The sequence below is a fragment of the Streptomyces sp. NPDC058664 genome (assembly GCF_042716635.1).
Classification (GTDB): Bacteria; Actinomycetota; Actinomycetes; order Streptomycetales; family Streptomycetaceae; genus Streptomyces.
In genome coordinates this window covers 118,803-144,863 of sequence record NZ_JBHXRW010000006.1, presented here as the reverse complement: position 1 = coordinate 144,863, position 26,061 = coordinate 118,803, and the positions used below count along the sequence as shown (strand labels likewise).

At 73.2% G+C, this 26,061-nt stretch carries 26 protein-coding genes; 15 read left to right on the top strand and 11 right to left on the bottom strand.

Going from position 1 to position 26,061, the window contains the following annotated elements:
* Window positions 1-17: 17 nt before the first annotated feature.
* Window positions 18-953, bottom strand: coding sequence for a M56 family metallopeptidase (locus ACFWUY_RS07510; protein WP_384103081.1), 936 nt, complete (start codon window positions 951-953; stop codon window positions 18-20).
* 216 nt (window positions 954-1,169) lie between these two features.
* Entirely contained in the window at window positions 1,170-1,736 is a 567-nt protein-coding gene (locus ACFWUY_RS07505; protein ID WP_384103078.1) for a DUF5134 domain-containing protein, read from the bottom strand.
* Between the two features lie 172 nt (window positions 1,737-1,908).
* Here ACFWUY_RS07505 and ACFWUY_RS07500 point away from each other — a divergent pair, with 172 nt between their 5' ends.
* The 5 genes from ACFWUY_RS07500 (at window position 1,909) to ACFWUY_RS07480 (ending at window position 6,719) form a co-directional block, all read left to right on the top strand.
* Window positions 1,909-2,460, top strand: coding sequence for a GNAT family N-acetyltransferase (locus tag ACFWUY_RS07500; RefSeq protein ID WP_384103075.1), 552 nt, complete (start codon window positions 1,909-1,911; stop codon window positions 2,458-2,460).
* Between the two features lie 156 nt (window positions 2,461-2,616).
* Window positions 2,617-4,023 (top strand): DUF6421 family protein, encoded by a 1,407-nt coding sequence (locus tag ACFWUY_RS07495; protein WP_384103072.1) that lies wholly within the window; start codon window positions 2,617-2,619, stop codon window positions 4,021-4,023.
* Window positions 4,024-4,058: 35 nt separating this feature from the next.
* Entirely contained in the window at window positions 4,059-4,820 is a 762-nt protein-coding gene (locus tag ACFWUY_RS07490; protein WP_384103069.1) for an SDR family NAD(P)-dependent oxidoreductase, read from the top strand.
* Window positions 4,817-5,896, top strand: coding sequence for a threonine aldolase family protein (locus ACFWUY_RS07485; protein ID WP_384103323.1), 1,080 nt, complete (start codon window positions 4,817-4,819; stop codon window positions 5,894-5,896). Before ACFWUY_RS07490 ends, ACFWUY_RS07485 begins: the two co-directional genes overlap by 4 nt.
* 130 nt (window positions 5,897-6,026) lie before the next feature.
* A complete protein-coding gene (locus ACFWUY_RS07480; protein WP_384103066.1) occupies window positions 6,027-6,719 on the top strand; it encodes a B3/4 domain-containing protein in 693 nt (230 codons plus the stop codon).
* Window positions 6,720-6,788: 69 nt separating this feature from the next.
* Here ACFWUY_RS07480 and ACFWUY_RS07475 read toward each other — a convergent pair whose 3' ends face one another.
* Window positions 6,789-7,511 (bottom strand): lysophospholipid acyltransferase family protein, encoded by a 723-nt coding sequence (locus ACFWUY_RS07475; RefSeq protein WP_384103063.1) that lies wholly within the window; start codon window positions 7,509-7,511, stop codon window positions 6,789-6,791.
* Between the two features lie 297 nt (window positions 7,512-7,808).
* On the opposite strand from ACFWUY_RS07475, the gene ACFWUY_RS07470 reads away from it, so the two are divergent.
* The 5 genes from ACFWUY_RS07470 (at window position 7,809) to ACFWUY_RS07450 (ending at window position 12,325) form a co-directional block, all read left to right on the top strand.
* Complete coding sequence (locus tag ACFWUY_RS07470; protein WP_384103060.1) at window positions 7,809-8,150, top strand: TlpA family protein disulfide reductase; 342 nt, start codon at window positions 7,809-7,811, stop codon at window positions 8,148-8,150.
* A gap of 200 nt (window positions 8,151-8,350) precedes the next feature.
* Complete coding sequence (locus tag ACFWUY_RS07465; RefSeq protein ID WP_384103321.1) at window positions 8,351-8,875, top strand: flavin reductase family protein; 525 nt, start codon at window positions 8,351-8,353, stop codon at window positions 8,873-8,875.
* A 199-nt stretch (window positions 8,876-9,074) separates the two neighbouring features.
* A complete protein-coding gene (locus ACFWUY_RS07460) occupies window positions 9,075-9,860 on the top strand; it encodes an electron transfer flavoprotein subunit beta/FixA family protein (protein ID WP_384103058.1) in 786 nt (261 codons plus the stop codon).
* Window positions 9,861-9,920: 60 nt separating this feature from the next.
* Window positions 9,921-10,883, top strand: a complete 963-nt coding sequence (locus ACFWUY_RS07455) for an electron transfer flavoprotein subunit alpha/FixB family protein (protein ID WP_384103055.1) — start codon at window positions 9,921-9,923, stop codon at window positions 10,881-10,883.
* Between the two features lie 152 nt (window positions 10,884-11,035).
* Window positions 11,036-12,325, top strand: coding sequence for a DUF6986 family protein (locus ACFWUY_RS07450; protein ID WP_384103052.1), 1,290 nt, complete (start codon window positions 11,036-11,038; stop codon window positions 12,323-12,325).
* A 103-nt stretch (window positions 12,326-12,428) separates the two neighbouring features.
* Here the strand turns inward: ACFWUY_RS07450 and ACFWUY_RS07445 are convergent, their stop codons facing one another.
* Window positions 12,429-13,463 (bottom strand): LacI family DNA-binding transcriptional regulator, encoded by a 1,035-nt coding sequence (locus ACFWUY_RS07445; RefSeq protein ID WP_384103049.1) that lies wholly within the window; start codon window positions 13,461-13,463, stop codon window positions 12,429-12,431.
* A 174-nt stretch (window positions 13,464-13,637) separates the two neighbouring features.
* On the opposite strand from ACFWUY_RS07445, the gene ACFWUY_RS07440 reads away from it, so the two are divergent.
* Complete coding sequence (locus ACFWUY_RS07440; protein ID WP_384103046.1) at window positions 13,638-14,618, top strand: ROK family protein; 981 nt, start codon at window positions 13,638-13,640, stop codon at window positions 14,616-14,618.
* Between the two features lie 111 nt (window positions 14,619-14,729).
* On the opposite strand, the gene ACFWUY_RS07435 is transcribed toward ACFWUY_RS07440, so the two are convergent.
* Entirely contained in the window at window positions 14,730-14,912 is a 183-nt protein-coding gene (locus ACFWUY_RS07435; RefSeq protein ID WP_384103043.1) for a hypothetical protein, read from the bottom strand.
* 136 nt (window positions 14,913-15,048) lie between these two features.
* Between ACFWUY_RS07435 and ACFWUY_RS07430 the strand changes: the two genes are divergently transcribed.
* Window positions 15,049-16,095: an NUDIX domain-containing protein gene (locus tag ACFWUY_RS07430; protein ID WP_384103040.1), complete on the top strand. Its 1,047-nt coding sequence runs from the start codon at window positions 15,049-15,051 to the stop codon at window positions 16,093-16,095.
* Here the strand turns inward: ACFWUY_RS07430 and ACFWUY_RS07425 are convergent.
* From ACFWUY_RS07425 to ACFWUY_RS07415, 3 genes are all read right to left on the bottom strand, one after another.
* Complete coding sequence (locus ACFWUY_RS07425) at window positions 16,092-16,592, bottom strand: MarR family winged helix-turn-helix transcriptional regulator (RefSeq protein WP_384103037.1); 501 nt, start codon at window positions 16,590-16,592, stop codon at window positions 16,092-16,094. The two genes, ACFWUY_RS07430 and ACFWUY_RS07425, sit on opposite strands and share 4 nt — an antisense overlap.
* Window positions 16,589-17,281 (bottom strand): MBL fold metallo-hydrolase, encoded by a 693-nt coding sequence (locus tag ACFWUY_RS07420; RefSeq protein WP_384103035.1) that lies wholly within the window; start codon window positions 17,279-17,281, stop codon window positions 16,589-16,591. The genes ACFWUY_RS07425 and ACFWUY_RS07420 overlap by 4 nt, the downstream gene beginning before the upstream one ends.
* A 112-nt stretch (window positions 17,282-17,393) precedes the next feature.
* Complete coding sequence (locus tag ACFWUY_RS07415; protein WP_384103033.1) at window positions 17,394-18,758, bottom strand: dipeptidase; 1,365 nt, start codon at window positions 18,756-18,758, stop codon at window positions 17,394-17,396.
* A gap of 350 nt (window positions 18,759-19,108) precedes the next feature.
* Here ACFWUY_RS07415 and ACFWUY_RS07410 point away from each other — a divergent pair, with 350 nt between their 5' ends.
* Window positions 19,109-20,545, top strand: a complete 1,437-nt coding sequence (locus ACFWUY_RS07410; RefSeq protein WP_384103318.1) for a geranylgeranyl reductase family protein — start codon at window positions 19,109-19,111, stop codon at window positions 20,543-20,545.
* Window positions 20,546-20,603: 58 nt separating this feature from the next.
* On the opposite strand, the gene ACFWUY_RS07405 is transcribed toward ACFWUY_RS07410, so the two are convergent.
* Window positions 20,604-21,056, bottom strand: a complete 453-nt coding sequence (locus ACFWUY_RS07405) for a nitroreductase family deazaflavin-dependent oxidoreductase (protein ID WP_384103315.1) — start codon at window positions 21,054-21,056, stop codon at window positions 20,604-20,606.
* A 241-nt stretch (window positions 21,057-21,297) separates the two neighbouring features.
* Between ACFWUY_RS07405 and ACFWUY_RS07400 the strand changes: the two genes are divergently transcribed.
* Entirely contained in the window at window positions 21,298-21,993 is a 696-nt protein-coding gene (locus tag ACFWUY_RS07400; protein ID WP_384103031.1) for a TetR/AcrR family transcriptional regulator, read from the top strand.
* A gap of 134 nt (window positions 21,994-22,127) precedes the next feature.
* On the opposite strand, the gene ACFWUY_RS07395 is transcribed toward ACFWUY_RS07400, so the two are convergent.
* Together ACFWUY_RS07395 and ACFWUY_RS07390 are read right to left on the bottom strand one after the other, a co-directional pair.
* Window positions 22,128-22,874 (bottom strand): maleylpyruvate isomerase family mycothiol-dependent enzyme, encoded by a 747-nt coding sequence (locus ACFWUY_RS07395; RefSeq protein WP_384103313.1) that lies wholly within the window; start codon window positions 22,872-22,874, stop codon window positions 22,128-22,130.
* Between the two features lie 84 nt (window positions 22,875-22,958).
* Window positions 22,959-24,188, bottom strand: coding sequence for an MFS transporter (locus tag ACFWUY_RS07390; RefSeq protein WP_384103029.1), 1,230 nt, complete (start codon window positions 24,186-24,188; stop codon window positions 22,959-22,961).
* A 114-nt stretch (window positions 24,189-24,302) separates the two neighbouring features.
* Between ACFWUY_RS07390 and ACFWUY_RS07385 the strand changes: the two genes are divergently transcribed.
* Window positions 24,303-25,529: an ROK family protein gene (locus ACFWUY_RS07385; protein WP_384103027.1), complete on the top strand. Its 1,227-nt coding sequence runs from the start codon at window positions 24,303-24,305 to the stop codon at window positions 25,527-25,529.
* Window positions 25,530-26,061 lie beyond the last annotated feature (532 nt).

Sequence of the window (26,061 nt, the reverse complement as noted above, 5' to 3'; positions counted from 1 at the left end):
TTCCCGGCGAGGGGCTCCTATCCCAGCGCGCTGAGCGCCGGGACGAAGGCCACGAGCACCGGGACCACCGGCACCAGGGCCGCGGCGGCGGTGAGCCGCAGACGGCGGCCGGCCGTGAGCCGGGGCGCCGCGGTCAGCAGGCGGTTCACCCGCCGCGGAAGGTCCGCGTACGGTGCCGGGCCGGGTCCGAACACGCCCCGGTCCTCGTTCAGTTCGACGAGGGCGAGCGCGATCGTCAGGCGCCCGAACCGGCGCGAGGCCACGTCGTCGGCGGCCAGCTCCACCAGGCGGTGCATCTCCCCGCGGAAGGCCGCGAAGACGGGGATCCCGGGGAATCCGGCGGCCAGCGCCCCCGAGCAGTGCAGGAGCCAGTCGTGCCGGGCGCGCGCGTGGCCCTGCTCGTGCGCGAGGACCGCGTCCAGCTGGCGCCCCTTCAGCCGCCGCAGCGCCGCCGTGGTGATCACCAGCTGGGGCGTGGTCCCGGTCAGCCACCAGGCGTCGGCCCGCTCGCCCTCCAGGACGACGAGCCGCTCGCCGCCGGGCTCCTCCCCGGGCAGCAGGGGGGAGCGGACGAGCAGGTCGCGGCGGCGCTGCCCGCGCCGGGCGCGGGCCCGGCCGATCTCCCGGCCCAGCATCGCCCCGGACCAGACTCCGCCGGCCGCGAGGACCACCGCGAGGACCGCGGACCAGGGACCGGTCGTCCCGAGCTCGTACGCGTCGACCACCGCGCGCGGGGCGGGCGCGAAGACCTGCCCCCGTACGGCCTGCCAGGCGGTCGACGCGCTGAAGGTCATGGAGAGCGCGAAGCTCACGAGGACGGCGGCGACCACGCACTGCCAGACCCAGAGGGCCACCACGGGTTCTCGCTCCACCCAGTCCGCCCGTGACAGCAGCCGGGGGGCCGCGAGGGCGGTCAGGACGCCGAGCAGAAGCAGCGCGAGGGAGACCCACATGGACGTCAGCCTATGAGCGGGATACGGGTCGGGGGTACGGCCACGGACGGCAAGTGACGTACGCCACGGTTTCGTTGCCCGTCCGGCCACCGGCCCGACCACCCGTCACGCCGCAGGCTGGGCCGCCCGTCCGGCCACCGGCTCGACCGCCCCCGGCTGCCCGTCAAGCCGCCGGCCAGGCGACCGCCCGGCCCGGCCGCCCCCCGGCCACCACCTTCACAAGGCCACCAGCATGGCGAGCATGGCGAGCGCCATCGACAGCCGGCAGACGAGCGCCAGCTCCGGTCGGGTCGCCCAGGCGGCCCCGGGCACCAGGCCGCCCGTCGTGGCCGCCGCCACCGGCACGAGTCTCGCGCCCGCGTGCAGCACGTACGCCATGTAGTAGAGGAGCAGTCCGCCCGTGACGAGAGGTACGCCGCCCGCGGTGCCCACCGCGTGCCCCGCGTGCGCCCCCGCGGCGGGCGCCGCCATCGCCACCGCCATGTAGACCATGGCGAGCGAGCCGACGAAGTGGTGCGCGTGGTGACCGCCGCGCCGGATCGTGAGCAGTCCACGCAGCGCCGCGCCGCCGAACACCGCCGCGTACACCGCCCAGCTCCACCCCGGTGGCGTGAGCACAGCCGCCGGCAGCGCCATGGATGCCATCCCGAACCCCATCAGCGCCTCGCCGCCCGCCGCCCGTCGCTCCTCCCCGGCGCACGCGCGCATCCGCAGCAGGCAGTACGCGCCCGTCGCCGCGCACAGCGCGACCATCAACCACCCGGACAGGGCCGGTCCGTGCACGGCACACCTCCCCCTCGACGCCGTCCCCTCCCGGAGGATTTCCCGCCGCGGCCCGCGCCTACCCAGGCGCACGGGCGCGCACAGGCGTACGAAGGGGAGTGAACGGCGCGCGCGTTAGGCTCGGGACGATCGCGTACGGCGATCGTCAGCGCCCGAGGGGAGCCCCGTTCACATGGACACCGCCACGTCGCAGGAGACCGGCCGGATCAGCTACCGGGAGGCGGTCCTGGACGACGTCCCGGCACTCGTCCCGCTCGTCCAGTCGGCCTACCGGGGCGACGCGAGCCGGCGAGGCTGGACCACCGAGGCCCACCTCCTCCAGGGGCAGCGCACCGACCCCGAAGGCGTGGCCGCCGTGATCACCACGCCCGGCAGCCGTCTCCTGGTCGTCGAGAGCGACGGCGAGATCGTCGCCTGCTGCCAACTGGAGGACCGCGGCGAGGTGGCGTACTTCGGCATGTTCGCGGTCCGCCCCGAACTGCAGGGCGCGGGCCTCGGCAAGCAGATCATCGCGGAGGCCGAGCGCCGGGCGCGCGAGCTCTGGGACGCGCGCGAGATGCACATGACGGTGATCTCCGTACGGGAGGAGCTCATCGCCTGGTACGAGCGGCGCGGCTACCGGCGCACCGGCCGGACGTCACCGTTCCCGTACGGCGACGAGCGCTTCGGTGTGCCCCAGCGCGACGACCTGGAGTTCGAGCTCCTGGTGAAGCCGCTGACCTGACCCGGGTGGCGGAAGGGTGGCCTCAAACCCGTCTGACAGGAAAAACTTCCGTCGACAGGGGGGTCGCGCAGGATAATTTCTCTTGCTCCCCTTGTGGTGGAGAACCGTCGATGGTTACGGTGTCTTGACGCGAGGTTCTCCTGTGAAGGAAGAGGAATGACGGAAATTCTTGTGCAGGACGTGACCGGTGGGGGGATATCCCTCGACGCCCGGGTGACGGACCACCCCGCCTGGCCCGAGCTCAAGGATGCCGTGGAGGAGATCCGCGCCTGGCAGAGCACGGACGGCTCCATCGACTTCGAGGCCGAGGGCGCTCCCGCCCGCTCCCTTGCCGAGCTGGCCCTCGACCGCGTCATCGCCGCGGTCGAGCAGCTCTCCCCGCTCGTCCCGCACGACGGCGCCTACCACCGCGCCCTCGTCTCCGACCTGCGCAAGTGGGCCGAGAGCGGCTTCGCGGTCCCGGACTTCCTGGACTCGCTGCTCGCCTTCCAGCCGGCCGCCGACCGCGTGGACGGGCTCCAGCACCTCGTGCTGTTCCCGATGTACACGCAGAACGGCAACCCCGACCGCAACCTCGAAGCCGTCGTGCTCCGCATGGTGTGGCCCGAGTGGCTCGCCGAGCTGGAGCGCACCCGCTACGACAACCCGCTCTTCTGCGGCATCACCTTCGAGGACTTCACCGCCGGGTACGACACCCACTCGGCCGTCCTCTTCCCGGAGACGATCGCGGTCCGCGAGGCCCCCGAGCGCTTCACCTGGGGCGGCATCTTCTGCGACCGCGAGGCCGCCCGCTTCCGCAAGGTCACCGAGGCCGCCGTCGACACCCTGGGCCTGAAGCTGCCCGCCGACATCGCCGCGATGATCGACGACCAGGAGCGCTGCGAGAAGGCCTTCGTGCTCTGGGACATGGTCCACGACCGCACCCACAGCCACGGCGACCTGCCCTTCGACCCCTTCATGATCAAGCAGCGCCAGCCCTTCTGGATGTACGGCCTCGAAGAGCTCCGCTGCGACCTCACCGCCTTCAAGGAGGCCGTGAAGCTGGAGGCCGAGGGCAACACGCACGGCCGTGACGTGCAGTACGCGGTCCTCTTCGACCGGATGTTCCGCTTCCCGCTCTCCGGCGACCGCAACCGCAACTACGACGGTCTCGGCGGCCAGCTCCTCTTCGCGTACCTCCACAAGCACGACGTGGTGCGCTGGACGGACAACACGCTCAAGATCGACTGGGAGCGGGCCCCGCAGGTCACCAACCAGCTCTGCGCCGAGATCGAGACCCTCTACCGCGACGGCATCGACCGCCCCAAGCTCGTCCACTGGTTCAAGGCGTACGAGCTCGTCTCCACCTACCTCGCCCCCCACCCGGGATCGAAGTGGGCCAAGGGCCCCGACGCCCTCGACCTGTCGCTCCCGCCCCGCAAGCTCGTCGACGACGTGCTTCCGGACGAGTTTCCGCTCAGCATGTTCTTTGAGGCCCTCGCCAAGAAGCTGAAGGGCGTGATCGCCGACACCAAGGGGATCACCGCCGCCGACGTTTCGCGGCCCGAGCGGGCCGCCGCGTGAGCGCTCGTACCGAGGACACGGAGGAGGCGTCGCCCATGAACGCCAACGGAAACGGCGGGCCGCTCGAAGGCGCCGTCATCGCGGTCGCGGGCGCGGCCGGCCCCGCGGGGCGCGCGACCCTGCTGCGCCTCGCCGAGGCGGGCGCGACCGTGGTCGGGTCGGACGCCGACCCGACCCGTCTCGCGGAGGCCGTCGACGCCGCCCGCTACGCCCACGGCGGCGCCACCGTCGTCGGCGACACCGTCGACCTGCTCGACCTGGCCGCCACCCGCGACTGGGCCGCCAAGACCGAGAAGGAGTTCGGCCGGATCGACGGCCTGGTGCACCTCGTCGGCGGCTGGCGCGGCAGCAGCTCCTTCATGGAGACCGACCTCAAGGACTGGGACTTCCTGGAGAAGCTCCTGATCCGTACGGTCCAGCACACCTCGCTCGCCTTCCACGACGGACTGCTGCGCGCCGGCGGTCGCGGCCGGTACGCCCTGATCAGCCAGGTCGGCGCGCACAAGCCGCTGGCCAACAACGCCGCGTACAACGCGGGCAAGGCCGCCGCCGAGGCCTGGACCCTCGCCATGGCGGACTCGTTCCGCAAGCTGGGGGGCGACGACGGCCCGCGGGCGGCGGCTGCGATCCTGGTGATCAAGGCATTGGTGCACGACGCCATGCGCGCCGAACGCCCCAACGCGAAGTTCGCGGGCTTCACCGACGTCAAGGACCTGGCCGACGAGGTCGCCGGTCTGTGGGACAGGCCCGCCCAGGAAGTGAATGGACAGCGTCTGTGGCTGACCCCCAAGCCGTGACCGCGGCTCTCGGCCCCAGGACCGACGCCCGTCGGCACCACGACCCGTCGGTCCGGGGCTTCGCCAGCGACAACTACGCCGGCGCCCACCCCGAGGTCCTCGCGGCCCTCGCCCTCGCCAATGACGGCCATCAGGTCGCCTACGGCGAGGACCAGTACACCGAGCACCTCCAGCGGATCATGCACAGCCACTTCGGCCCCTCCGCCGAGGCCTTCCCGGTCTTCAACGGGACCGGGGCGAACGTGACCGCGCTCCAGGCGCTCACCGACCGCTGGGGCGCCGTCATCTGCGCCGAGTCCGCGCACATCAACGTGGACGAGGGCGGTGCGCCGGAGCGCATGGGCGGCCTCAAGCTGCTCACCGTGCCGACCCCGGACGGCAAGCTCACCCCCGAGCTGATCGACCGGCAGGCCTGGGGCTGGGAGGACGAGCACCGGGCGATGCCCCAGGTCGTCTCGATCACCCAGAACACCGAGCTCGGCACCGTCTACACGGTGGACGAGATCCGCGCGATCGTCGAGCACGCCCACTCCAAGGGCATGAAGGTGCACCTCGACGGCGCCCGGATAGCCAACGCGGCCGCCTCCCTCGACGTGCCGATGCGCGCGTTCACCAACGCGGTGGGCGTCGACGTCCTCTCGTACGGCGGCACGAAGAACGGCATGCTCTTCGGCGAGGCCGTGGTCGTCCTCAACCCGGACGCGGTCAGCCACATGAAGCACCTGCGCAAGCTGTCCATGCAGCTCGCGTCGAAGATGCGCTTCGTGTCGGTGCAGCTGGAGGCCCTCCTCGCGAAGGACCTGTGGCTGCGCAACGCCCGCCACTCCAACGCGATGGCGCGGCGGCTCGCGGCCGGGGTGCGCGAGCTCGACGGGGTCGAGATCCTCCACCCCGTGCAGGCCAACGCGGTCTTCGCCCGTCTGCCGCACGAGGTGACCAGGCGCCTCCAGGAGCGCTTCCGCTTCTACTTCTGGGACGAGGCCGCCGGTGACGTGCGCTGGATGTGCGCCTTCGACACCACGGAGGACGACGTGGACGCCTTCCTCCAGGCCCTGAAGGAAGAGCTGGCCCGCTAGGACGTAGGGCGCGAACGAAGGAACGGCCGGACGGAAGTCATCGACTCCCGTCCGGCCGTTCTCGTCCCTCATCCTCGTGGGACTCGAAAGTTCAATGAAGTGAATTATCCAGTGCCCTACACTGGACCGCATGACTCTCACGCTCACCGTCTCCGACGAGGTACGCACCCTCGTGCCCGGCTTCACCGCACTCGCCGTCGAGGCGCACGGGCTGGTCAACGGACCCAGCGACGAGGCGAGTTCGGCGCTGCTCGACGATGCCGCACGGCGGCTCGTCGAGCGCCTCGACGGCCGGACCCCGGACCAGGACCCGCACATCGCCGCCTGGCGCGCCGCGTACACCGCGTTCGGCGCCAAGCCCTCCCGTACCCGCAACTCCGCGGAGGCGCTCGCCCGGCGGGCGCTCGCGGACGGTGGGCTGCCCCGGATCAACCGGCTCGTCGACGCCTACAACGCGATCAGCGTCGCCCACCTCATCCCGGTCGGCGGCGAGGACCTGGGGCGGATCCAGGGCGCCATGCGCCTCGTCCGGGCGACCGGCGACGAGCCCTTCGTCACCGTGGCGGGCGGCGTGGAGACGGTCGAGCACCCCGAGCCGGGGGAGGTCGTCTGGTGCGACGAGGAGGGTGTGACCTGCCGGCGCTGGAACTGGCGCCAGGGTCCCCGTACCCGCATCGACGACGACACCGTCGACGCGGTCTTCCTGCTGGAGTCGCTCGTCCCCATGACCGGGGACGAGCTCCGGGCGGCGGGCGCCGAACTCGCCGAGACCCTGGAGAAGCTCAGCCCCGGAGCCCGGATCACCGTCCGGGACCCGGAGTGACGGTTCCCCGCCGGAACCCCGCGGGCGGCCCGGGTCCGTCGCGGACCGGGCCCCGCCCGCCCCCTGCCGTCAGCCGGCTTCCTTGACCTGGGCCGGCGTCGGAGCCGTGCCCCCGAGGTGCGCGGGCACCCACCACGTGTCGCTCGCGTCCTTGGGGCGCACCGGGTAGGCGCGCTGAGCGGCCTCCAGGAGCTCCTGCACGCGCTCGCGCAGCCGCCGGGTGATGGCGCCCGCGTACTGGTCGGTGGGGGCCTCGACGGGCTCGCCGACGCGGATCGTCACCGGGATGTGGCTCCGCTTGAAGTTCCGCGGCCGGCCCTTCGTCCACAGGCGCTGGGTGCCCCACAGTGCCACCGGGATCAGCGGGACGCCCGCCTCCTGCGCCAGGCGCGCCGCGCCCGTCTTGAAGCCCTTGAGCGTGAACGACTGGGAGATGGTCGCCTCGGGGAAGACGCCGATGATCTCCCCGGCCCGCAGCGACTCGAGCGCGTGCTTGTAGGCGTGCTCGCCCTGCGAACGGTCCACCGGGATGTGCCTCATGCCGCGCATCAGCGGCCCCGAGATCTTGTGCCGGAAGACCGCGTCCTTCGCCATGAAGCGCACCAGGCGCTTCTGGGGCAGCGCCGCGAGGCCTGCGAAGATGAAGTCGAGGTAGCTGATGTGGTTGCTCACCAGCACCGCCCCGCCCGTCCGCGGGATGTTCTCGGAACCCTGGGTGTCGATCTTCAGGTCGAGTGCCTTGAAAAGGGTGAGCGCGGCACCGACGACCGGTCGATAGACGAGTTCTGCCATCGGAGAGGAACCTCTTCTTCGTGTGCCTGGGGAGGGTTTCCCCGCGAAGTTACGCGGCCGTAGGTTTTCGGCTTTGGGCCGATCGTGCCCCATGCGGGCCGTCGTGACCAGTCCACGCGGCTTTGCTCGGGGAGATTCTCGTCACTCGCGGTGGCCGTGGCGGGAATCGGACGCTCCCGTGCGACGCTGCAGACGTCGCACGGGTCTGCAGACGTCGCACGGGTGACACGAGGACCGGGTGACACGAGGACCGGATGACATGACGACCGGGTGGACATGACGACGGGGCCGGGTGACATGACGACAGGAACAGGAAGGGGAAGAGGCGTGACCGAGGTGCTCGGGCCCGAGGCGCTGGGAGCCGAACTGGGGGAGCGGGCCACCCTCGTCCAGTTCTCCACCGCCTTCTGTCAGCCCTGCCGGGCCACCCGCCGCGTCCTCGCCGAGGTCGCCGCGATGGTGCCGGGCGTGGGGCACGTGGAGATCGACGCCGAGGAGCGGCTCGATCTCGTACGCGAACTCGGCATCGCGCGGACCCCCACCGTCCTCGTCCTCGACCGGACGGGCCGCGTCGTGCGACGGGCCGAGGGACAGCCGCGCAGGGTCGATGTCATAGCCGCCCTGGGGCACGCGGTCTGACGCCGTGACACTCCTCCCACATCCCGGTACGCACTTGACTGCGCGCGGCAACGATCGTCACCCTGACGGAGTGACCTCAGAACTCCTTCTCTACGGCCGGGCCCACGTGGACCTGGCCCGCAACGCGAGCGCGCGCTGTCCGGGTGCTTGATCACCCCAGGACCCCATCCATGCCGCCCTCGCAGAAGAAGGACGACTCCATGACGGTTTCGCCCGAGCTCCGTACCGTTCCCACGATCGGCGCCCCCCGCCAGGCCTCTCCCGATCTGCTCCGTTCCGTCTTCCGCCGGCACGCGGCCGGTGTCGCGGTCGTCACCGCGCACGGCGAGCGCCCGGTCGGCTTCACCGCGACCTCGCTCAACTCCGTCGCCGCCGACCCCCCGCTGATCTCCTTCGGGGTGGGTACCTCCTCCTCCAGCTGGCCCGTGGTCGCCGAGGCCGAGCACATCGGCGTGCACATACTCGGCGAGCACCAGCAGGCGCTCGCCGCCACCTTCGCGCGCAGCGGGGCCGACCGCTTCGGGGAGGGAACCCACTGGAGCGTGGGCCCCGAGGGCGTACCCGTCCTCGACGGCGTGCTGGCCTGGCTGGTCTGCCGTGTGGTGGCCCGGGTGCCCGCGGGGGACCACCGGATCGTGATCGCGCAGGCGGTCGCGGGCGATCCGGACGGGGCGGGGCGGCCGCTCCTCTACCACCACGGCCGCTTCAACGCCCTGCGCGACTGAGGGTTCCCGTCCGCGCCGCTCTCCGAGCGTTGGCCAGATCACATGTCTGAGCGCTTGCTTACTGGTAACGGACTGGGTGTACTGACGAGTAATATTCTGGTCGGGGCGTCCGGCGCCCCGACCGGAAACCCGCCCTTCAGGCGCCTATGCTGCGAGCAACAAGGCAGCCCAGTTATGACGATGCAGTAGGAGAGCCGGCGTGAGCTTGAGGATCGTTGTCTGTGTGAAGTACGTGCCCGACGCGACCGGAGACCGCAAGTTCGCGGACGACCTGACGGTCGACCGCGACGACGTCGACGGCCTGCTGTCGGAGCTCGACGAGTACGCGGTCGAGCAGGCCCTGCAGATCGCCGAAGAGGCCGACGACGCCGAGGTCACCGTGCTCACGGTCGGCCCGGAGGACGCCAAGGACGCGCTGCGCAAGGCGCTGTCCATGGGGGCCGACAAGGCCGTCCACGTCGAGGACGACGACCTGCACGGCTCCGACGTCATGGGCACCTCGCTGGTGCTCGCCAAGGCGATCGAGAAGACCGGCTACGACGTCGTCATCGCCGGCATGGCCTCCACCGACGGCACCATGGGCGTCCTGCCGGCGATCCTCGCCGAGCGCCTGGGCGTCCCGCAGGTCACGCTGCTCTCCGAGGTCACGATCGAGGACGGCGTCGTGAAGGGCCGCCGTGACGGCGACAGCGCCTCCGAGCAGCTGGAGGCCTCCCTCCCGGCCGTCGTGTCCGTGACCGACCAGTCGGGCGAGGCGCGCTACCCGTCCTTCAAGGGCATCATGGCCGCCAAGAAGAAGCCGGTGGAGTCCCTGGAGCTGGACGACCTGGACATCGACGCGGACGAGGTCGGCCTCGCCGGTGCCTGGACCGCCGTCGACTCGGCCGCCGAGCGTCCGGCGCGCACCGCGGGCACGATCGTCAAGGACGAGGGCGAGGGCGGCAAGCGGCTCGCCGAGTTCCTCGCGAGCCAGAAGTTCATCTAAAGGGCTCGCGCGAGCCGCTGACGTCCGCCCCCTTTTTCGTTCGCAGGAGATTGAAGTCCCATGGCTGAGATTCTCGTCTACGTCGACCACGTCGACGGAGCCGTCCGCAAGCCCACCCTGGAGCTGCTGACCCTCGCCCGCCGCCTGGGCGACCCGGTCGCCGTCGCGCTCGGCAACGGCGCCGCCGACACCGCCGCCGCGCTGGCCGAGCACGGCGCGGTGAAGGTCCTGACCGCCGACGCGCCGGAGTTCGCCGAGTACCTCGTCGTCCCGAAGGTCGACGCCCTCCAGGCCGCGTACGACGCCGTGTCCCCGGCCGCCGTGCTCGTCCCGTCCTCCGCCGAGGGCAAGGAGATCGCGGCCCGCCTCGCGGTCCGCATCGGTTCCGGCATCATCACCGACGCCATCGACCTGGAGGCCGGTGGCGAGGGCCCGGTCGCGACGCAGTCCGCGTTCGCCGCCTCCTTCACCACCAAGTCCCGCGTCTCCAAGGGCACCCCGGTCATCACGGTCAAGCCGAACTCGGCCCCCGTGGAGGCCGCCCCGGCCGCCGGCACCGTCGAGGCCCTCACGGTCTCCTTCGGCGCGCTGGCCACCGGCACCAAGGTGACCGCGCGCACCCCGCGCGAGTCGACCGGCCGCCCGGAGCTGACCGAGGCCGCGATCGTGGTCTCCGGCGGCCGTGGCGTCAACGGCGCCGAGAACTTCGGAATCATCGAGGCGCTCGCCGACTCCCTCGGCGCGGCCGTCGGCGCCTCGCGCGCCGCCGTGGACGCCGGCTGGTACCCGCACTCCAACCAGGTCGGCCAGACCGGCAAGTCGGTCTCGCCGCAGCTGTACATCGCCTCCGGCATCTCCGGCGCGATCCAGCACCGCGCGGGCATGCAGACCTCGAAGACGATCGTCGCGATCAACAAGGACGCCGAGGCGCCGATCTTCGACCTCGTCGACTACGGCGTGGTGGGCGACCTCTTCGACGTCGTCCCGCAGCTGACCGAAGAGGTCAAGACCCGCAAGGGCTGACCTGCGGTTCTGTCGCGGCCGGGGCCGCACGGTGATCTCTCACCGTGCGGCCCCGAGCCGTTTCGGACAACCATTGACTCAGGTCCCGACGGACTACTAACTTCGCTATACGGATTGTTGATTCCGTGAAGCGGAAAACAGGAGGATGTGGGATGGGTCAGCAGGAGAAGGTGTCGACGAGCCTCGCCGGCGCGGTCAGCGAGGGCATCAGCGCCTCCCTCGCAGCGGTGGACGCCGAGCTGGACCGCCGCTACCCGGGAGATCCCGGCACCCGCCAGCCCGTCCACACCGTCTACGTCCCCGGCAACGCCTTCGACGCCGGAACCATCCGCTCCTGGGGCGACCAGGCCCTCGCGGCCCTCGACGAGCACGCCCCCGACGCGCGCTCCTTCGCCGCCGTCCTCGGCCTCTCCGACGACCTCGCCGAGGACGTCCACGGCCGCGTGCGCGCCAAGCTGGAGCGCGAGCCGATCGAGGACCTGCGGGTCGACTTCGAGGACGGTTACGCGGGCGAGGACGAGGACCAGGACGCCGCCCGCGCCGCCCGGCTGATCTCCGAGGCGTACGAGAACGGCACCGCCGCCCCGTACATGGGCATCCGGATGAAGTGCATGGAGGCCGCCGTACGCGACCGCGGCATCCGCACCACCGACGTCTTCCTCACCGGCCTCCTGGAGAACGGCGGGCTCCCGGACGGACTCGTCCTCACCCTCCCCAAGGTCACCTACCCCGAGCAGGTCACCGCCTTCGTCCGCCTCCTGGAGGCCTTCGAGAAGGCCCACGGCCTCGACGCCGGACGCCTCGGCTTCGAGATCCAGATCGAGACCAGCCAGTCCATCCTCGCCACCGACGGCACCGCCGCCGTCGCCCGCATGATCGGCGCCGCCGAGGGCCGCGCCACCGGACTGCACTACGGCACCTTCGACTACAGCGCCTGTCTGGGCGTCTCCGCCGCCTACCAGGCCAGCGACCACCCGGCCGCCGACCACGCCAAGGCGATCATGCAGGTCGCCGCCGCGGGCACGGGCGTACGGGTCTCCGACGGCTCCACCAACGTCCTCCCCGTCGGCTCCACCGAGCACGTCCACGAGGCCTGGCGCCTGCACTACGGCCTCACCCGCCGGGCCCTGGCCCGCGCCTACTACCAGGGCTGGGACATGCACCCCGGCCACATCCCCACCCGCTACGCCGCCGTCTTCGCGTTCTACCGCGAGGGCTTCGAGGCCGCCGCCAAGCGCCTCTCCGCCTACGCCAACCACGCGGGCGGCGACGTCATGGACGAGCCCGCCACCGCCAAGGCCCTCAGCTCCTACCTGCTGCGCGGCATCGACTGCGGCGCCCTGGACACCGCGGAGGTCGACGCGCTCACCGGCATGGACCGCGCGGCCCTGGACCGCTTCGCGTCCCCGCGCCGCGGCGACCTCACCGCGTCGGCCGAGTAACCGGAGAGGCTCCGGAGCGACGGCACGGTCCCCGTACGCTCCGGAGCCGACGGCACGAGCCCGTACCGTCCGTCGGCTCCCGCCCGTCCGGGCGCTGCCCGCCCTAGTCGGTCGACGGCGCGATCTCGCCCGACCCGCGGGCGAGGAGCCTCGTGCCGAGCACCACCCGCCGCGGCGCCTCGTCGGCCCCGTCGAGGCGCCGGAACAGGCGCTCCGCCGCCGTCCTGCCGAGGGCGGCGGCATCCTGGGCGATGACCGAGACGCCGAGCAGATCGGCCAGTTCGATGTCGTCGAAGCCGACCAGGGCGACCGGCCGCGTCAGACCGGCGAGGGCCCGGACCGCCGTGACCGTGACCCGGTTGTTCCCCGCGAACAGCGCCGTCACCGGCTCCGGCGCGGCCAGCATCTCCCGTACCGCCGAACCCACCCGCTCGGGGTCCGTGGAACCCAGCGACACCCAGGCGTCCCGGACCGGCAGACCGGCGTCCTCCATGGCCGCGCGGTAGCCCCGCAGGCGCTCGGCGGACGTGTGGATACGGGGCCGGTCACCGATGAACCCGATGCGGCGGTGCCCGTGGGCGATCAGGTGGGCCACCCCGTCGCGGGCCCCGCCGAAGCTGTCGGAGAGGACGGCGTCGGCGTCGATGAGCCCCGCGGGGCGGTCGACGAAGACGGTGGCGACGCCCGCCCTCATCTCGGGCTCCAGGTACCGGTGGTCGTCCCCGGCGGGGATGACGATCAGACCGTCGACGCGGCGCGCGCACAGGGCGAGCGCCAACTCCTGCTCCCGGTCGGGGTCCTCGGCGCTGGAACCGTTGATGAGCAGGGCGCCGTGCGCCCGCGCGACCTCCTCGACCGCCCGGCTCAGCGGCCCGTAGAACGGGTCGGCGAGGTCCTCGAGAACGAGGCCCACGGTCGCGGTCCTGCCCTTGCGCAGCACGCGCGCGCTGTCGTTGCGGCGGAAGCCCAGGACCTCGATGGCCTCCTGGACCCGGCGCTCGGTGTCCGGAGTGACCCCCGGCTCGCCGTTCACGACCCGGGACACCGTCTTCAGACCGACGCCCGCGCGCGCGGCGACGTCCTTCATCGTGGGCCGGTTGCCGTAGCGGTGCTCGGGGCGGCGGGCGATGTCGGCCACGGTGCGCGGTTCCTCCGTCAGGATCGGGGTCGTGCGGGATCGGGGTCGTGCCCCTGGGGGAAGCATAGGGCCTGGACAACGTTGTCATCCGGCGTGAGACTGTGTTGTCACGGGGCGGGAGACTGTACGGAACACCGCTCCGCCCCACACGCCGCCGACGGGAGACCCGCGCCCATGCAGACCGATCCCGCCACGGGCCCCGCCGATGGCCTCGTCGTCGCCCTCGACATCGGGGGCACCAAGATCGCCGGCGCCCTGGTCGACGGCGAGGGCCGCATCCGTGCCCGCTCCCAGCGGCCCACGCCCGCGCGTGAGGACGGCGAGACGGTGATGAGGGCCGTGGAGGACGTCCTGGCCGCTCTCGCGTCCTCGCCCCTGTGGGCGGCCGCCGGGGCGGTCGGCATCGGCAGCGCCGGCCCCGTCGACGCGTACCGGGGGACCGTCAGCCCGGTCAACGTGCCCGGCTGGCGCGACTACCCGCTCGTCGAACGGGTCCACCGGGCGACGGCCGGACGGCCGGTCACCCTGGTCGGCGACGGCGTCGCCATGACGGCCGCCGAACACTGGCTCGGAGCCGCCCGTGGCCACGACAACGCCCTCTGTCTCGTGGTCTCCACGGGCGTCGGCGGCGGCCTCGTCCTCGGCGGCCGGGTCCACCCGGGCCCCACCGGCAACGCCGGTCACATCGGTCACATCGTGGTGGACATGGACGGCGAGCCGTGCGCCTGCGGCGGGCGCGGCTGCGTCGAACGCGTCGCCAGCGGCCCGCACCTCGCCCGCCGCGCCCTGCAGAACGGCTGGCGGCCGGGCCCCGACGGAGACGTCTCCGCCGCCGCCGTGGCCGCCTCCGCGCACGCGGGGGACCAGGTCGCCCTCGCCTCGTTCGAACGGGCGGCCCAGGCGCTCGCGGCGGGCATCGCCGCGACGGCGGCCCTCGTCGAGATCGACATCGCGGTCGTCGGAGGCGGGGTGGCCGGCGCCGGTGAGATCCTCTTCGCCCCGCTCCGCCGCGGCCTCGCCTCCTACGCCACGCTCTCCTTCGTGCGTGACCTGCGCGTCGTCCCCGCCGTCACGGGCACCGACGCGGGCCTCCTGGGCGCCGCGGCGGCGGCGAGTGCGGCGGGCGGGGGAGTACGGGCGGGCGGCATCTCCTGAACGAGGTGTCCCGGCACCCCGGCGAGGCCCGGCATCCGCCCGGCACCCCGGCGAGGCCCGGCATCCGCCCGGCACCCCGGCGAGGCCCGGCATCCATCCGGTATTCGCCCGTCACTCCCTCCGTACCCGCTCCGGCATCCGCTGTTCCACGACCACCAGGAACGTGTCGGACTCCAGGTCCATGACGACCCGGGCCGGCACTCCCTCGTCGCGCCGCGCGCCGGCGAACTCCTCCGCCGGCAAGCTGCCCCGCGGGCCGCCGGCCGGAAAACGTTCGAGAACCCTACGACTCATCTCGCACCCCCTCGTGCTTGCCGTTATCAACGACCCTCGCGCGGAAGCGTCACGCACATGCCGGGACATCTGTTCACGTGTTTCCGTGGCAGGGTGTTGCGGGCAAGCCACTGGGGGCTACCGAAGAGGGGGAAACGTGATCGTCTGGATCAACGGTGCGTTCGGCGCGGGGAAGTCCAGCACCGCGCGTGAGCTGGTCGATCTGATCCCGAACAGCACGCTGTACGACCCCGAGCTCATCGGCACGGCCATGGGGCGGCTCCTCCCGGCCAAGCGGCTCGCCGAGGTCGAGGACTACCAGGACCTGCCGATCTGGCGACGCCTGGTCGTCGACACCGCGGCCGCCCTGCTCGCCGAGGTGGGAGGCGTGCTGGTGGTCCCCATGACCCTGCTCAGACAGGAGTACCGGGACGAGATCTTCGGAGGGCTCGCCGCCCGCCGCATCGATGTGCGCCATGTCCTGCTCGCACCGGAGGAAACGATCCTGCGGAGGCGTATCGACGGCCGCTCGGAGTACGGCGACCCGGAGGTCGACGCACGGGTCCGGGAGTGGTGCCACGGTCACCTCGCGCCCTACCGCGCCGCGCTCGGCTGGCTCGCCGCCGACGCGTACGCCGTCGACACCTCGGCGCTCACCGTCGCCGAGGCCGCCCGGACCGTCGCCGACGCGGTCCGGGACGGTCTCGTCACCCCCCGCGGCATCGTCCAGACCCCCGAACCGACCGGGGAGACCCTCGCCGCGGGCGTCCTCCTCTTCGACGAGGAGGACCGCTTCCTGCTCGTCGACCCCACCTACAAACCGGGCTGGGAGTTCCCCGGCGGCGTCGTCGAACCCGGCGAACCCCCGGCCCGCGCCGGAATGCGCGAGGTGGCCGAGGAGATCGGCCTCGAACTCGACGCCGTCCCCCGCCTCCTGCTCGTCGACTGGGAACGCCCCTGTCCCCCCGGTTACGGCGGACTGCGACTCCTCTTCGACGGCGGCAGGCTCGAGGCCGCGGACACCGCGCGCCTCCGCCTCCCCGGCGCCGAACTGCGCGACTGGCGCTTCGTCACCGAGGAGGAGGCCGCCGAACTCCTGCCGCCCGTTCGCTACCACCGCCTCCGCTGGGCCCTGCGCGCCCGGGAACGCGGGACGGTGCTCAACCTGGAGGCAGGGCTCCCGGTGGGACGGGACGCCGGCTAGGAGACACCGCCGCCCCCGGCATTCGCGGCCATCCGGCGCAGCACCTTGAGGGCGGCCACGTACTCCTCGTCGCTGATGCCCTCGTGGACCTCGGCGCGCACGTCCGTCGCCAGTTCGCGGAGCCGTACGCGGGCGGCCTCGCCCGCGTCGGTGAGGCGCAGTCGCCGTGCGTCGTCCGCCCGGAGCCAGCCGCGGTGCAGCAACTGGTCGACGACGCGCGCGATCTCGTGCGGCCCGTCCGCGAGCGGCGTCAGCCGGCCGACGACCTCCTCGCGGCTCGGCGCGCCGGGCCCGCCGTTCACCAGGTTGAGCACCCAGTACTGCGGCTGCGTGACGTCGATCCGGGCCATGGCGTCCCGCAGGCGGCGGGTGACGGCCGTGTGGACGAGGCCGCTCCAGTAACCGACGGGCTGGGTGGCGAGGGCGTCGTCCGGGGCGACCGGGTCGGCGGGCGCCTGGTCGGTGGTGGAACGGGACGAGGGTTCCACGATCGTCATGCTTCCTCCCGGTCGACCGCGGCGGCGAGCAGGACCGCCGTGTCCTCGGTCACCGGAGCGCCGTGGCCGCAGCACAGCACCGAAGGCGCGAGCTTCGCGAGGCGCCGCATCGAGTCCAGAGCGAGCGCGCGGTCGACATGGAACACGCCGAAGGTCACGCCCTGGACCGACGCCACCGTGTCCCCGGTGAACAGCACGCCGTGCCGCGGAAGGTGCACGGCGAGCGAGCCGGGCGTGTGCCCCGGCGTGTGGACGGCCACCGCGCCGTCGCCGAAGCCGAGCTCCTCGCCGTCCTCGACCTCCCGGTCCACCCGCGTCGGCGGCGCCTCCGGCACGGTCAGGCCGTGCGCGAACATCGGGACCTCCCAGTCCAGGAGGTCCGGCTCGGGCACCGGCGCCTCGCCCCTGATCACCGGGGCGTCGAGTCGGTGCGCGAGGATCTCCGCGCCGTGCCGGTCCGCCAGCTCCCGCGCCGAGCCCACGTGGTCCCGGTGGCAGTGGGTCAGCACGATGCGGCGCAGCCGGTCCGGGTCCAGGCCCGCCGCCCGTATCGCCTCCGCCGTCCCGCTCGCCGTGCCGGCCCAGCCGGCGTCGATCAGCGTCAGCTCCTCCTCGTCCCGCCAGAGGTAGGCCTGGCCGATGGAGAAGTCGAGCAGGTGCAGCCGTGGGGTGATCCGGGTGGGTTCCATACAGCGAACCTAGGCGTCCCCGGAGGTCCGCCGTATGCTTCTACGCTCTCGGCGAGCTTCGCCGAACGCTGAACCCCGGTCCCGGTCCCGGCGCCCGGCTCCCGCTCCTCCGTCAGGCCTGCTTCGAGCGGGCGTAGTTGAGCAGGAAGTGCGCCTCGGCCACCGAGAGCCGCTCCAGCTCCTCGGGCGAGACCGACTCGTTGGGCGCGTGGATCTGCGCCTCGGGCTCGCTCAGACCGATCAGCAGGATCTCCGACTCCGGGTACAGCTCGGCCAGCGTGTTGCACAGCGGGATCGAACCGCCCATGCCCGCCGTCTGCATCTCCTGACCGGGGTACGCGACCCGCATCGCCTCGGCCATCGACGCGTACGCGGGGCTCGACGTGTCCGCCTGGAACGGCTGGCCCTGACCCACCTGCTCCAGGGAGACCCGCGCGTTCCACGGCGTGTGCTTCTCGATGTGCGCGAAGAGCAGCTTCGTCGCCTCGGCCGCGTCCTGCCCCGGAGGCACCCGCAGGCTGATCTGGGCGCGGGCCGACGAAGGAACGGAAGGGGTCGCGCCGGCCACCGGGTGACAGTCGATGCCGACGACGGTGACGGCCGGGCGCGCCCAGATCCGGTCGGCGACCGTGCCGCTGCCCGGCAGGTCCACACCCGTGAGGACCTTGGCGTCCCGGCGGAAGTCCTCCTCCGGGTACTGCAGGCCCTCCCACACCTTGTCGCCCGGCAGGCCGTCGATGACGGTGGAGCCGTCAGGGCCGCGCAGCGAGTCCAGTACGCGGATCAGCGCGGCCAGCGCGTCGGGAGCGGCGCCGCCGAACTGGCCGGAGTGCAGGTTGCCCCCCAGGGTGTCGATCCGCACCCGGATCATCGTCATGCCGCGCAGGGTCGCGGTCACCGTCGGAAGGCCCACCCGGAAGTTGCCCGCGTCGCCGATCACGATCGCGTCGGAGACGAGCAGCTCGGGGTGCTGTTCGGCGTACCGCTCGAGGCCGCCGGTGCCCTGCTCCTCCGACCCCTCGACGATCACCTTGACCGTCACGGGGACCCCGCCGTTCGCCTTCAGGGCGCGCAGCGCGAGCAGGTGCATGATGAAGCCGCCCTTGCAGTCGGCGGTGCCGCGCCCGTACCAGCGCCCGTCGCGCTCGGTCAGCTGGAACGGCGGGGTGAGCCACGCGGACTCGTCCAGCTTCGGCTGCACGTCGTAGTGCGCGTAGAGGAGGACGGTCGGCGCTCCGGCCGGGCCGGGCAGGACGCCGTACACCGACTGCGAACCGTCCGGGGTGTCGAGCAGCGCCACGTCCTGGAAGTCCTCGGCGCGCAGGGCGTCCGCGACCCAGTTCGCCGCCGCCTCGCACTCGCTGCGGGGTGCCACGGCCTCGTCCGCCACCGACTCGAAGGCCACCAGCTCCGTGAGCTCGGCCTTGGCCCGGGGCATCAGGGACCGGACGGTCTCGGCGATCGGATTCGAGGTCATGGGCACGCTCCTGGTGGGTGCGACGTTACGACGTAAGGACGGCGATCGGCGTATGTCGTGGTACGACGAACGCACCGCCGATCCTACGGCGCGGGGCCTCGGCTACCGCGCCGTAGGATGCGTCAGGAGCAGACCACCGGTCGGATCAGGAGCAGAAGCACATCGTGAGCAGCGAGCACGCAGAGAACGCCGGTCCGGAGAACGCCGCGCCCGAAGGCGCGACTCCTGAGGGCATCGGTGTGGACGGGGCAGCGGACCAGGACTCGACGGCGGACGCGGGCTCGACGGCGGACACGGACGGGAACTCGGCGGACGTGGAACGGGACTCGGTGGACGCGGACGGGGAGCCGGTGGGCACGGGCGGAGAGGGCGCGACGCCGGACGGGGAAGGGGACGCGGCGGCGGACGTCTGGGACGTCGTGGTCGTCGGCGCGGGACCGGCCGGCGCCACCGCGGCCTACGCGGCGGCCGTGGCCGGGCGTCGGGTGCTGCTCCTGGAGAAGTCCGAACTGCCCCGGTACAAGACGTGCGGCGGCGGCATCATCGGCCCGTCCCGCGACTCGCTGCCGCCCGGTTTCGAACTTCCCCTCCAGGACCGGGTGCACGCCGTCACCTTCTCCCTTCAGGGACGGTTCGCCCGCACCCGCCGCTCGCGCCGGATGCTCTTCGGGCTGATCAACCGCCCGGAGTTCGACGCGCAGCTCGTCGAGCACGCGCAGAAGGCCGGTGCCGAACTGCGGACGGGTGCCACGGTGACCCGGGTGGAGCAGCACGGTCCGGCCGTCCCCGACCGGCGGACCGTCGCCGTCGTCCTCGCCGACGGCGAGACGGTGCTGGCGCGCGCGGTCGTCGGCGCCGACGGCAGCGCGAGCCGCATAGGGGCCCATGTAGGGGTGAAGCTCGGTCAGGTCGACCTGGGCCTCGAGGCGGAGATCCCCGTCCCGCCGTCCGTCGCCGAGGACTGGAAGGGGCGTGTCCTCATCGACTGGGGCCCGATGCCCGGCAGTTACGGATGGGTCTTCCCCAAGGGCGACACGCTGACCGTCGGCGTCATCTCGGCGCGCGGCGAGGGCGCCGCCACCAAGCGGTACATGGAGGACTTCGTCGCCCGGCTCGGCCTTTCCGGCTTCGAGCCCACGATCTCCTCCGGTCATCTGACGCGCTGCCGCACCGACGACTCGCCGCTCTCCCGCGGCCGGGTCCTCGTCTGCGGTGACGCGGCGGGTCTCCTCGAGCCGTGGACGCGTGAGGGGATCTCCTACGCGCTGCGCTCCGGCCGCCTCGCGGGCGAGTGGGCGGTACGGGTCGCCGAGGCCGGCGACGCGGTCGACGCCCGGCGCCAGGCCCTCAACTACGCCTTCGCCATCAAGGCCGGGCTCGGTGTCGAGATGGCGGTCGGGCGGCGGATGCTCGCCCTCTTCGAGCGGCGGCCTGGACTGCTGCACGCGACGATCACGGGGCTGCGGCCCGCCTGGAACGCGTTCGCGGACATCACCCGGGGCTCGTCGACGCTCGGCGGCATGGTCCGCTCGAACGGCATGGCCCGGCGGGCGCTCGAGATCCTGGACCGGCGGATGGACACCTCGACCGGTGTCGGTCCGGCGGGCCGCGGGGTCGGGCAGCGCGAGCGGTCGGCGGCGGAGGGGGACGGGGAGGTGCGGGCGGCGAACGCCCCGGAGTCCTCCGGAACTCCCGAGGTTCCCGAGACCCCCGAGACCCCCCGGGCACAGGAGACGACCGAGGCACCGGAGGCCACCGAGGCCCCCAAGGCACCGGAAGCGTCCTGACGCTTCGTCGGTACGCGGATGAGTGAGGCAGCGGACGGGCTCCGCCGCACCGGCCGGTTCACGCGGCCGGGGTGGCGGGGCCCGTCGTCGTGACGAGGAAGACCGGGTGCCTCGGGGCGACGGCGCGGAGCTCCTCGTCGGAGGAGTCGGGTCCGACGCCGCCGAAGAACACACCGACCTCGGCCTTCCAGCGCTTGAGGTAGGCGCGCAGCAACGCGGGCTTGTCGTCGTCCGCCACCTCGACGGCGGTGAACTCCTGCACGTGCTTGCCGAGGATCAGCCGCCCGCCGCCGGCGGCCCGCATGTTGTGGGTCCACTGGACGTGGCCGCGGGGGGCCACGAGGTACCGGACGCCGTCGACCGTGAGCAGGTTGACGGGGGTACGGCGCCACTCGCCGCTCTTGCGGCCTCGGACGGCGAGCACCCGGGAACCCCAGACGCTGATGCCGCGCCGGGTCATCCAGGCGACGGCGCGGTTGAACACGTGCACCGTGAACCAGCCGGGCTTCATGACGTGAAGGGCAGGGCTGGGGGAGCCGGTGGGGCCGATGGGACTGGTGGGATCCGTGGGCTGGGCGGACATGGGTTCCTCCTGGTGGAAGCGGTGGCGGTGGTAGGGCGGCAGGAGAGCGGCGGAAGCAAAGTGTGAGCAGTGCTCTCGCTTGAGATCAGTGTGCACAAGACACCGCTCTCATTCAAGAGCGGTGCTCTCATTTCTTATCGGTGCTCCGAAAGTGGTTACACTGCTCTCCATGACGACCGTCCGAGGGGCCCGCGCCCGAGCCCGTATCGAGATCACCGCCGCCATCAAGGACGAGGCCCGCGCGCAGCTCGCCGCCGAAGGCGCCGCGAAACTGTCCCTGCGGGCCGTCGCCCGGGAGCTCGGCATGGTGTCCTCCGCGCTCTACCGCTACTTCCCGAGCCGCGACGAGCTGCTCACCGCCCTCATCGTCGACGCCTACGACGCCGTCGGCGCCGCGGCGGAGGCGGCCGCCGCCGAGACCTCCGGGCTGCGCCCCCTGGACCGCTGGACCGCCGTCTGCCGGGCGGTCCGGGCCTGGGCCGTCGCGCACCCGCACGAGTACGCCCTGATCTACGGCTCCCCGGTGCCCGGCTACACCGCGCCCCAGGACACCGTCGCCCCCGCCGCCCGCGTCGGCCTCGTCCTCATCGAGATCGTCCGCCGGGCGCACACCGGCGAGGGCGTCGCCCTCCCCCCGCTTCCGGAAGTCCTGCGTCCCGAGGCCGCGCGCATCGCCGCCGACATCGCCCCGGACCTCCCCCCGGCCCTCGCGGTCGCGCTCGTCGCCGCCTGGTCGCAGCTCTTCGGCCTGGTCTCGTTCGAGGTCTTCGGCCAGTTCCACCGCGTCGTCGAGGACCGCGACACCTTCTTCGCGACGGCCGCCCGCCGGCTGGGCCAGGACGTGGGCCTGCTGCCGCGCGGCTGAGCGGGCGTGCGGCTGAGCGGGCGTGCGGAAGGGCTTCCGTGCGGCCCTTCCGCACGATTCGCGTCTTCCGCGCGCCCCGCCGCGCGCCCCGTTCCGGCCGTCCCCCTCCGGCCGCCCCATGCGCGGCTCCGGGTTCAGGACCAGGTGATCCCCGAGGTCTCCCGCCACAGCCGGGCGGGTTCCGGGTCCCCGGTGAGCGTCACGGCGTCCTCGGGCAGCCTGTTCCACAGGTGCAGGTACAACCGGTCGGCGGGACCGCCCAGTTCCGTGTCCGCAGACCCCCGGTCGCTCCGTTCCGTACGGGGCGGCTCCGCCGCCGACAGGTGCACGGTCCAGACGTCGCCGGTGTCCGTCGTCCGTACGCGCAGGGTCCGGGGTTCCGGCGTACGCACCCGGCTGCGGTCCCTGCCGTGGAACGCGCGCAGCAGTTCGTCGATGCCGTCGGCGGCGACCGCCGGGTCCACGGGCCCGGGGCCGCCGGCGCGCGCCCACTCGGCGTCCGCGCGGTGGACGGTCGTCTCGTGCGCCTGTCGCCGCGCCCAGAAGGCGAGCGGCGAAGGCGCCGGGAGGAAGGTCCAGCACTCCAGGTCCTCGGGCGCCGCGCGCAGGGCGGCGACGAGGCCGGCGTGTCCCTCGCGGTAGCGCGCGAGCAGTTCGTCGCCGTCGAGTGCCGGTTCGCCCTCGTCCGGCCGGTACGTGGTGTGCCCCTCGGTCACGTAGGCCGTGGCCCAGCGGTGGACCGTCGTGGTGTGCCGGAGGAGGTCCCGGATCCGCCACCCCGGGCAGGTCGGCACCTCCGCGTCCGACCCGGCCCCGGCCGCCGCGTCGGCCAGGGCGCGGCCAGCCGTCTCGAGCGCGTCGACGTGTTCGGTGATCTTCACGGTTCCCCCGGTCGCCTCGTCCATGGGCCGGATTCTCGCAGCCCCGGGGCCCGGGGAGGGGATCCGGCCGAGGACGGCGAGGGTTCAACCCGTCGGCCGGCCACCGGCGTTGCGTGCCCAGTAGCCCATCACCGCCGCACCCGCGGCGAGCACGGCGACCGTGGTGAGCGCCGTCGGCAGGGAGAACCAGTCGGCGAGGAAGCCGATGGACGGCGGGCCGAGCAGCATGCCGCCGTACCCGAGGGTGGACGCGGTCGCCACCCCGCCGGGGCCGGCGACGGCGCCCGCGCGGGCCACGGCGACGGGGAAGATGTTGGCGAGGCCGAGGCCGGTCACGGCGAAGCCGAGGAGCGTGGCCCAGACGGTCGGCGCGAGCGCGCCGAGCAGCATTCCGACGGCGGCCGTGGCGCCGCCGGCGACCAGGGTGCGGGTCTGGCCGAGGCGTTCGAGCAGGGCGGTGCCGGACAGGCGTCCGACGGTCATGGTCAGGGCGAAGACGGAGTACCCGGCGGCGGCCACTCCGGGGTGTGCGCCCAGGTCCTGTTCCAGGTGGAGGGCGCCCCAGTCGGCGAGCGCTCCCTCGCCGTACGCCGTGCAGAGGGCGATCACGCCGAAGACGAGCACGGTACGGCGGGCCCCGCCAGGCGACGCGCCGTCGGGGGTGCGCGTGGGCGTGAGGGACTCGGGAGGCGGGGCGGGGGAGGGGTGGCGCAGGAGTACGGGCCCGGCGACGGCCGTCAGGAGCAGGCCGACGCCCGTGAGGCCGAGGAGGTGGGCGGTGGGGGAGAGTCCCCCGGCGAGCAGCCCGCCGAGGCCCGCGCCGATCATCCCGCCGAGGCTGAACGCGGCGTGGAAACTGGGCATCACCGGGCGCCGGAGCGCGGTGACGAGGTCCACGGCGGCGCTGTTCATGGCGACGTTGATCCCGCCGTAGGCGGCGCCGAAGACCAGCAGGACGAGGCCGAGGGCGAGCGGCGAGCGGGTGAGCGCCGGCAGGGCGACCGAGAGGGAGAGGAGCACGGCGGTGGCGACGGTGACCGCGTGGGAGCCGTGGCGGCGGCAGAGCCGGCCGGTCAGCGTCATGGTGATCACGGCGCCCGCGGACACCCCGAGGAGGGCGAGGCCGAGGTCGCCGGCCGAGGCGCCGGTCTGCTGCTTGACGGCGGGGATCCGGACGACCCAGCCGGCGAACAGGAAGCCGTCGAGTGCGAAGAAGAGGGTCAGGGCGAGGCGGAGGCGGGACAGGGAGCGGGTGGCGGTGTCTCCGCCGGAGCCCCCCGAGGCGGCCGTCCGTACTTTGTTTAGTAGCGGCACAAACTCAGGATAGGGGCGACGACGGTGGCAATCAAGCGGGCGGTGGCCATCCGCGTCCCCGCGGCGACAGGGGTACGGGACGTCCCGCCGTCCGATCATGGGAGACTCCCACCCATGAACGGCAAGGCGACGACGACCCGGACACGGCTGGACAGGGGGCGCAACGCGCTCGGCCCCGCACTGGAGCTGGTGCACACCGGCAGGGCACCGACCCGGGCCGTCCTCACCGCCGAACTCGGCGTCACCCGCGCCACCGCCGGCGCGGTCGCCGCCGAACTGGAGGCCCTCGGCCTCATCCGCGTCGACTCCAATCCCGGCGCCGCCGCCGGCTCCCAGGGGCGGCCCTCGCACCGCCTCGCCGTCGACGAGAAGGGCCCCGTCGCCCTCGCCGCGCAGGTCCACGCCGACGGCTTCCGGGCCGCCCTCGTCGGTCTCGGCGGCACCATCGTCGCCACCGCCCCCGGCTGCGTCACCGTCTCCGCCGACCCCGCCCAGGTCCTCGGCGCCGTCGTCGACGCCGGAGCCGCCCTGCTCCGGGAGAGCGGCCGCCGCTGCGTGGGCGCCGGCCTCGCCGCCCCCTCCGCCGTGGCCGAGCCCGAGGGCACCGCGCTCAACCCGCTCCACCTCGCCTGGCCCGCCGGGGCGCCGGTCCGGGAGATCTTCGCCGAGCGGGTACGGGCCGCCGGCATCGAGGGCCCCGCCTTCACCGGCAACGACGTGAACCTCGCCGCCCTCGCCGAGCACCGCCACGGCGCGGGACGCGGAGCCCGGGACCTGCTCTGCGTGGCCACCGGCCACCGCGGCGTCGGCGGCGCGCTCGTCCTCGACGGGCGCCTCCACACCGGCAGCGCCGGCCTCGCCCTGGAGGTCGGCCACCTCACCGTGAACCCCGAGGGCCGCCCCTGCCACTGCGGCAGCCGCGGCTGCCTGGACGTCGAGACCGACCCGCTCGCCTTCCTCACGGTCGCGGGCCGCGCGCCCGGCCCCGAGGTGTCCCTGCTCCAGCAGTCCCGCGACCTGCTGCGCACCAGCCCCGACGACCCGGGCGTCCGCGTGGCCGTCGGGGAACTGATCGACCGTCTGGGCCTCGGTCTCGCCGGTCTGGTGAACATTCTCAACCCGGACCGGATCATCCTCGGCGGCCTCCACCGCGAGCTCCTCGACGCCGACCCCGAGCGCCTCCGCGCGGTCGTCGCCGACCGCAGCCTGTGGGGCCGCAGCGGCGGCGTGCCGATCCTCCCCTGCACCCTGGACCACAACAGCCTCGTGGGCGCCGCCGAGCTCGCCTGGCAGCCGGTGCTCGACGACCCGCTGGCCGCCCTGGGCCGCGAACCGGCCTGAACTCGGGCCCCACGGCCGTACGCCCCGGAGCGTGCGACATCCCGCGAGTTCCTCCGAGCCCTGCTGATCCCCGAACCGGAGAAGGCCCACCGCCCCGGCCGGGCAGAGGAGACCGAACGGGCCGCGGTCGGAGCGGGAACCGCCGCGCCGAAGGTGCTCCCCGAGCGCCGGGACGGCCGGTCGCTGCCGCCGGAGTGAGCCGGTGGCACGGTTCCCGAAGGGGTACGTCAAGCCCACCGATTCCTGCGACAGCTGCCTGGCCCGGGAAACTTCAGCGGCCGCCTCCGTCCCACCTCGACCGGGTCCGCCCGGCCCTCCTGGAACGGTCGAACCCCTACGACCACCTGCGGGAGGTGACCCGCGACGACGTCCTCATCCGCATCGGGACACTGCACGGCCGCCGGCGCCACGACCAACCCGTCGCCCTGTGCTCGCTGTTCGCAGCGCCACGATGCGCTGCGCGGACTCCGTACGGGCAGCTGCCGCACCAGGCCGCTGAACAGCCACTTCAGTGAAGTCTGCTCGACCGCTC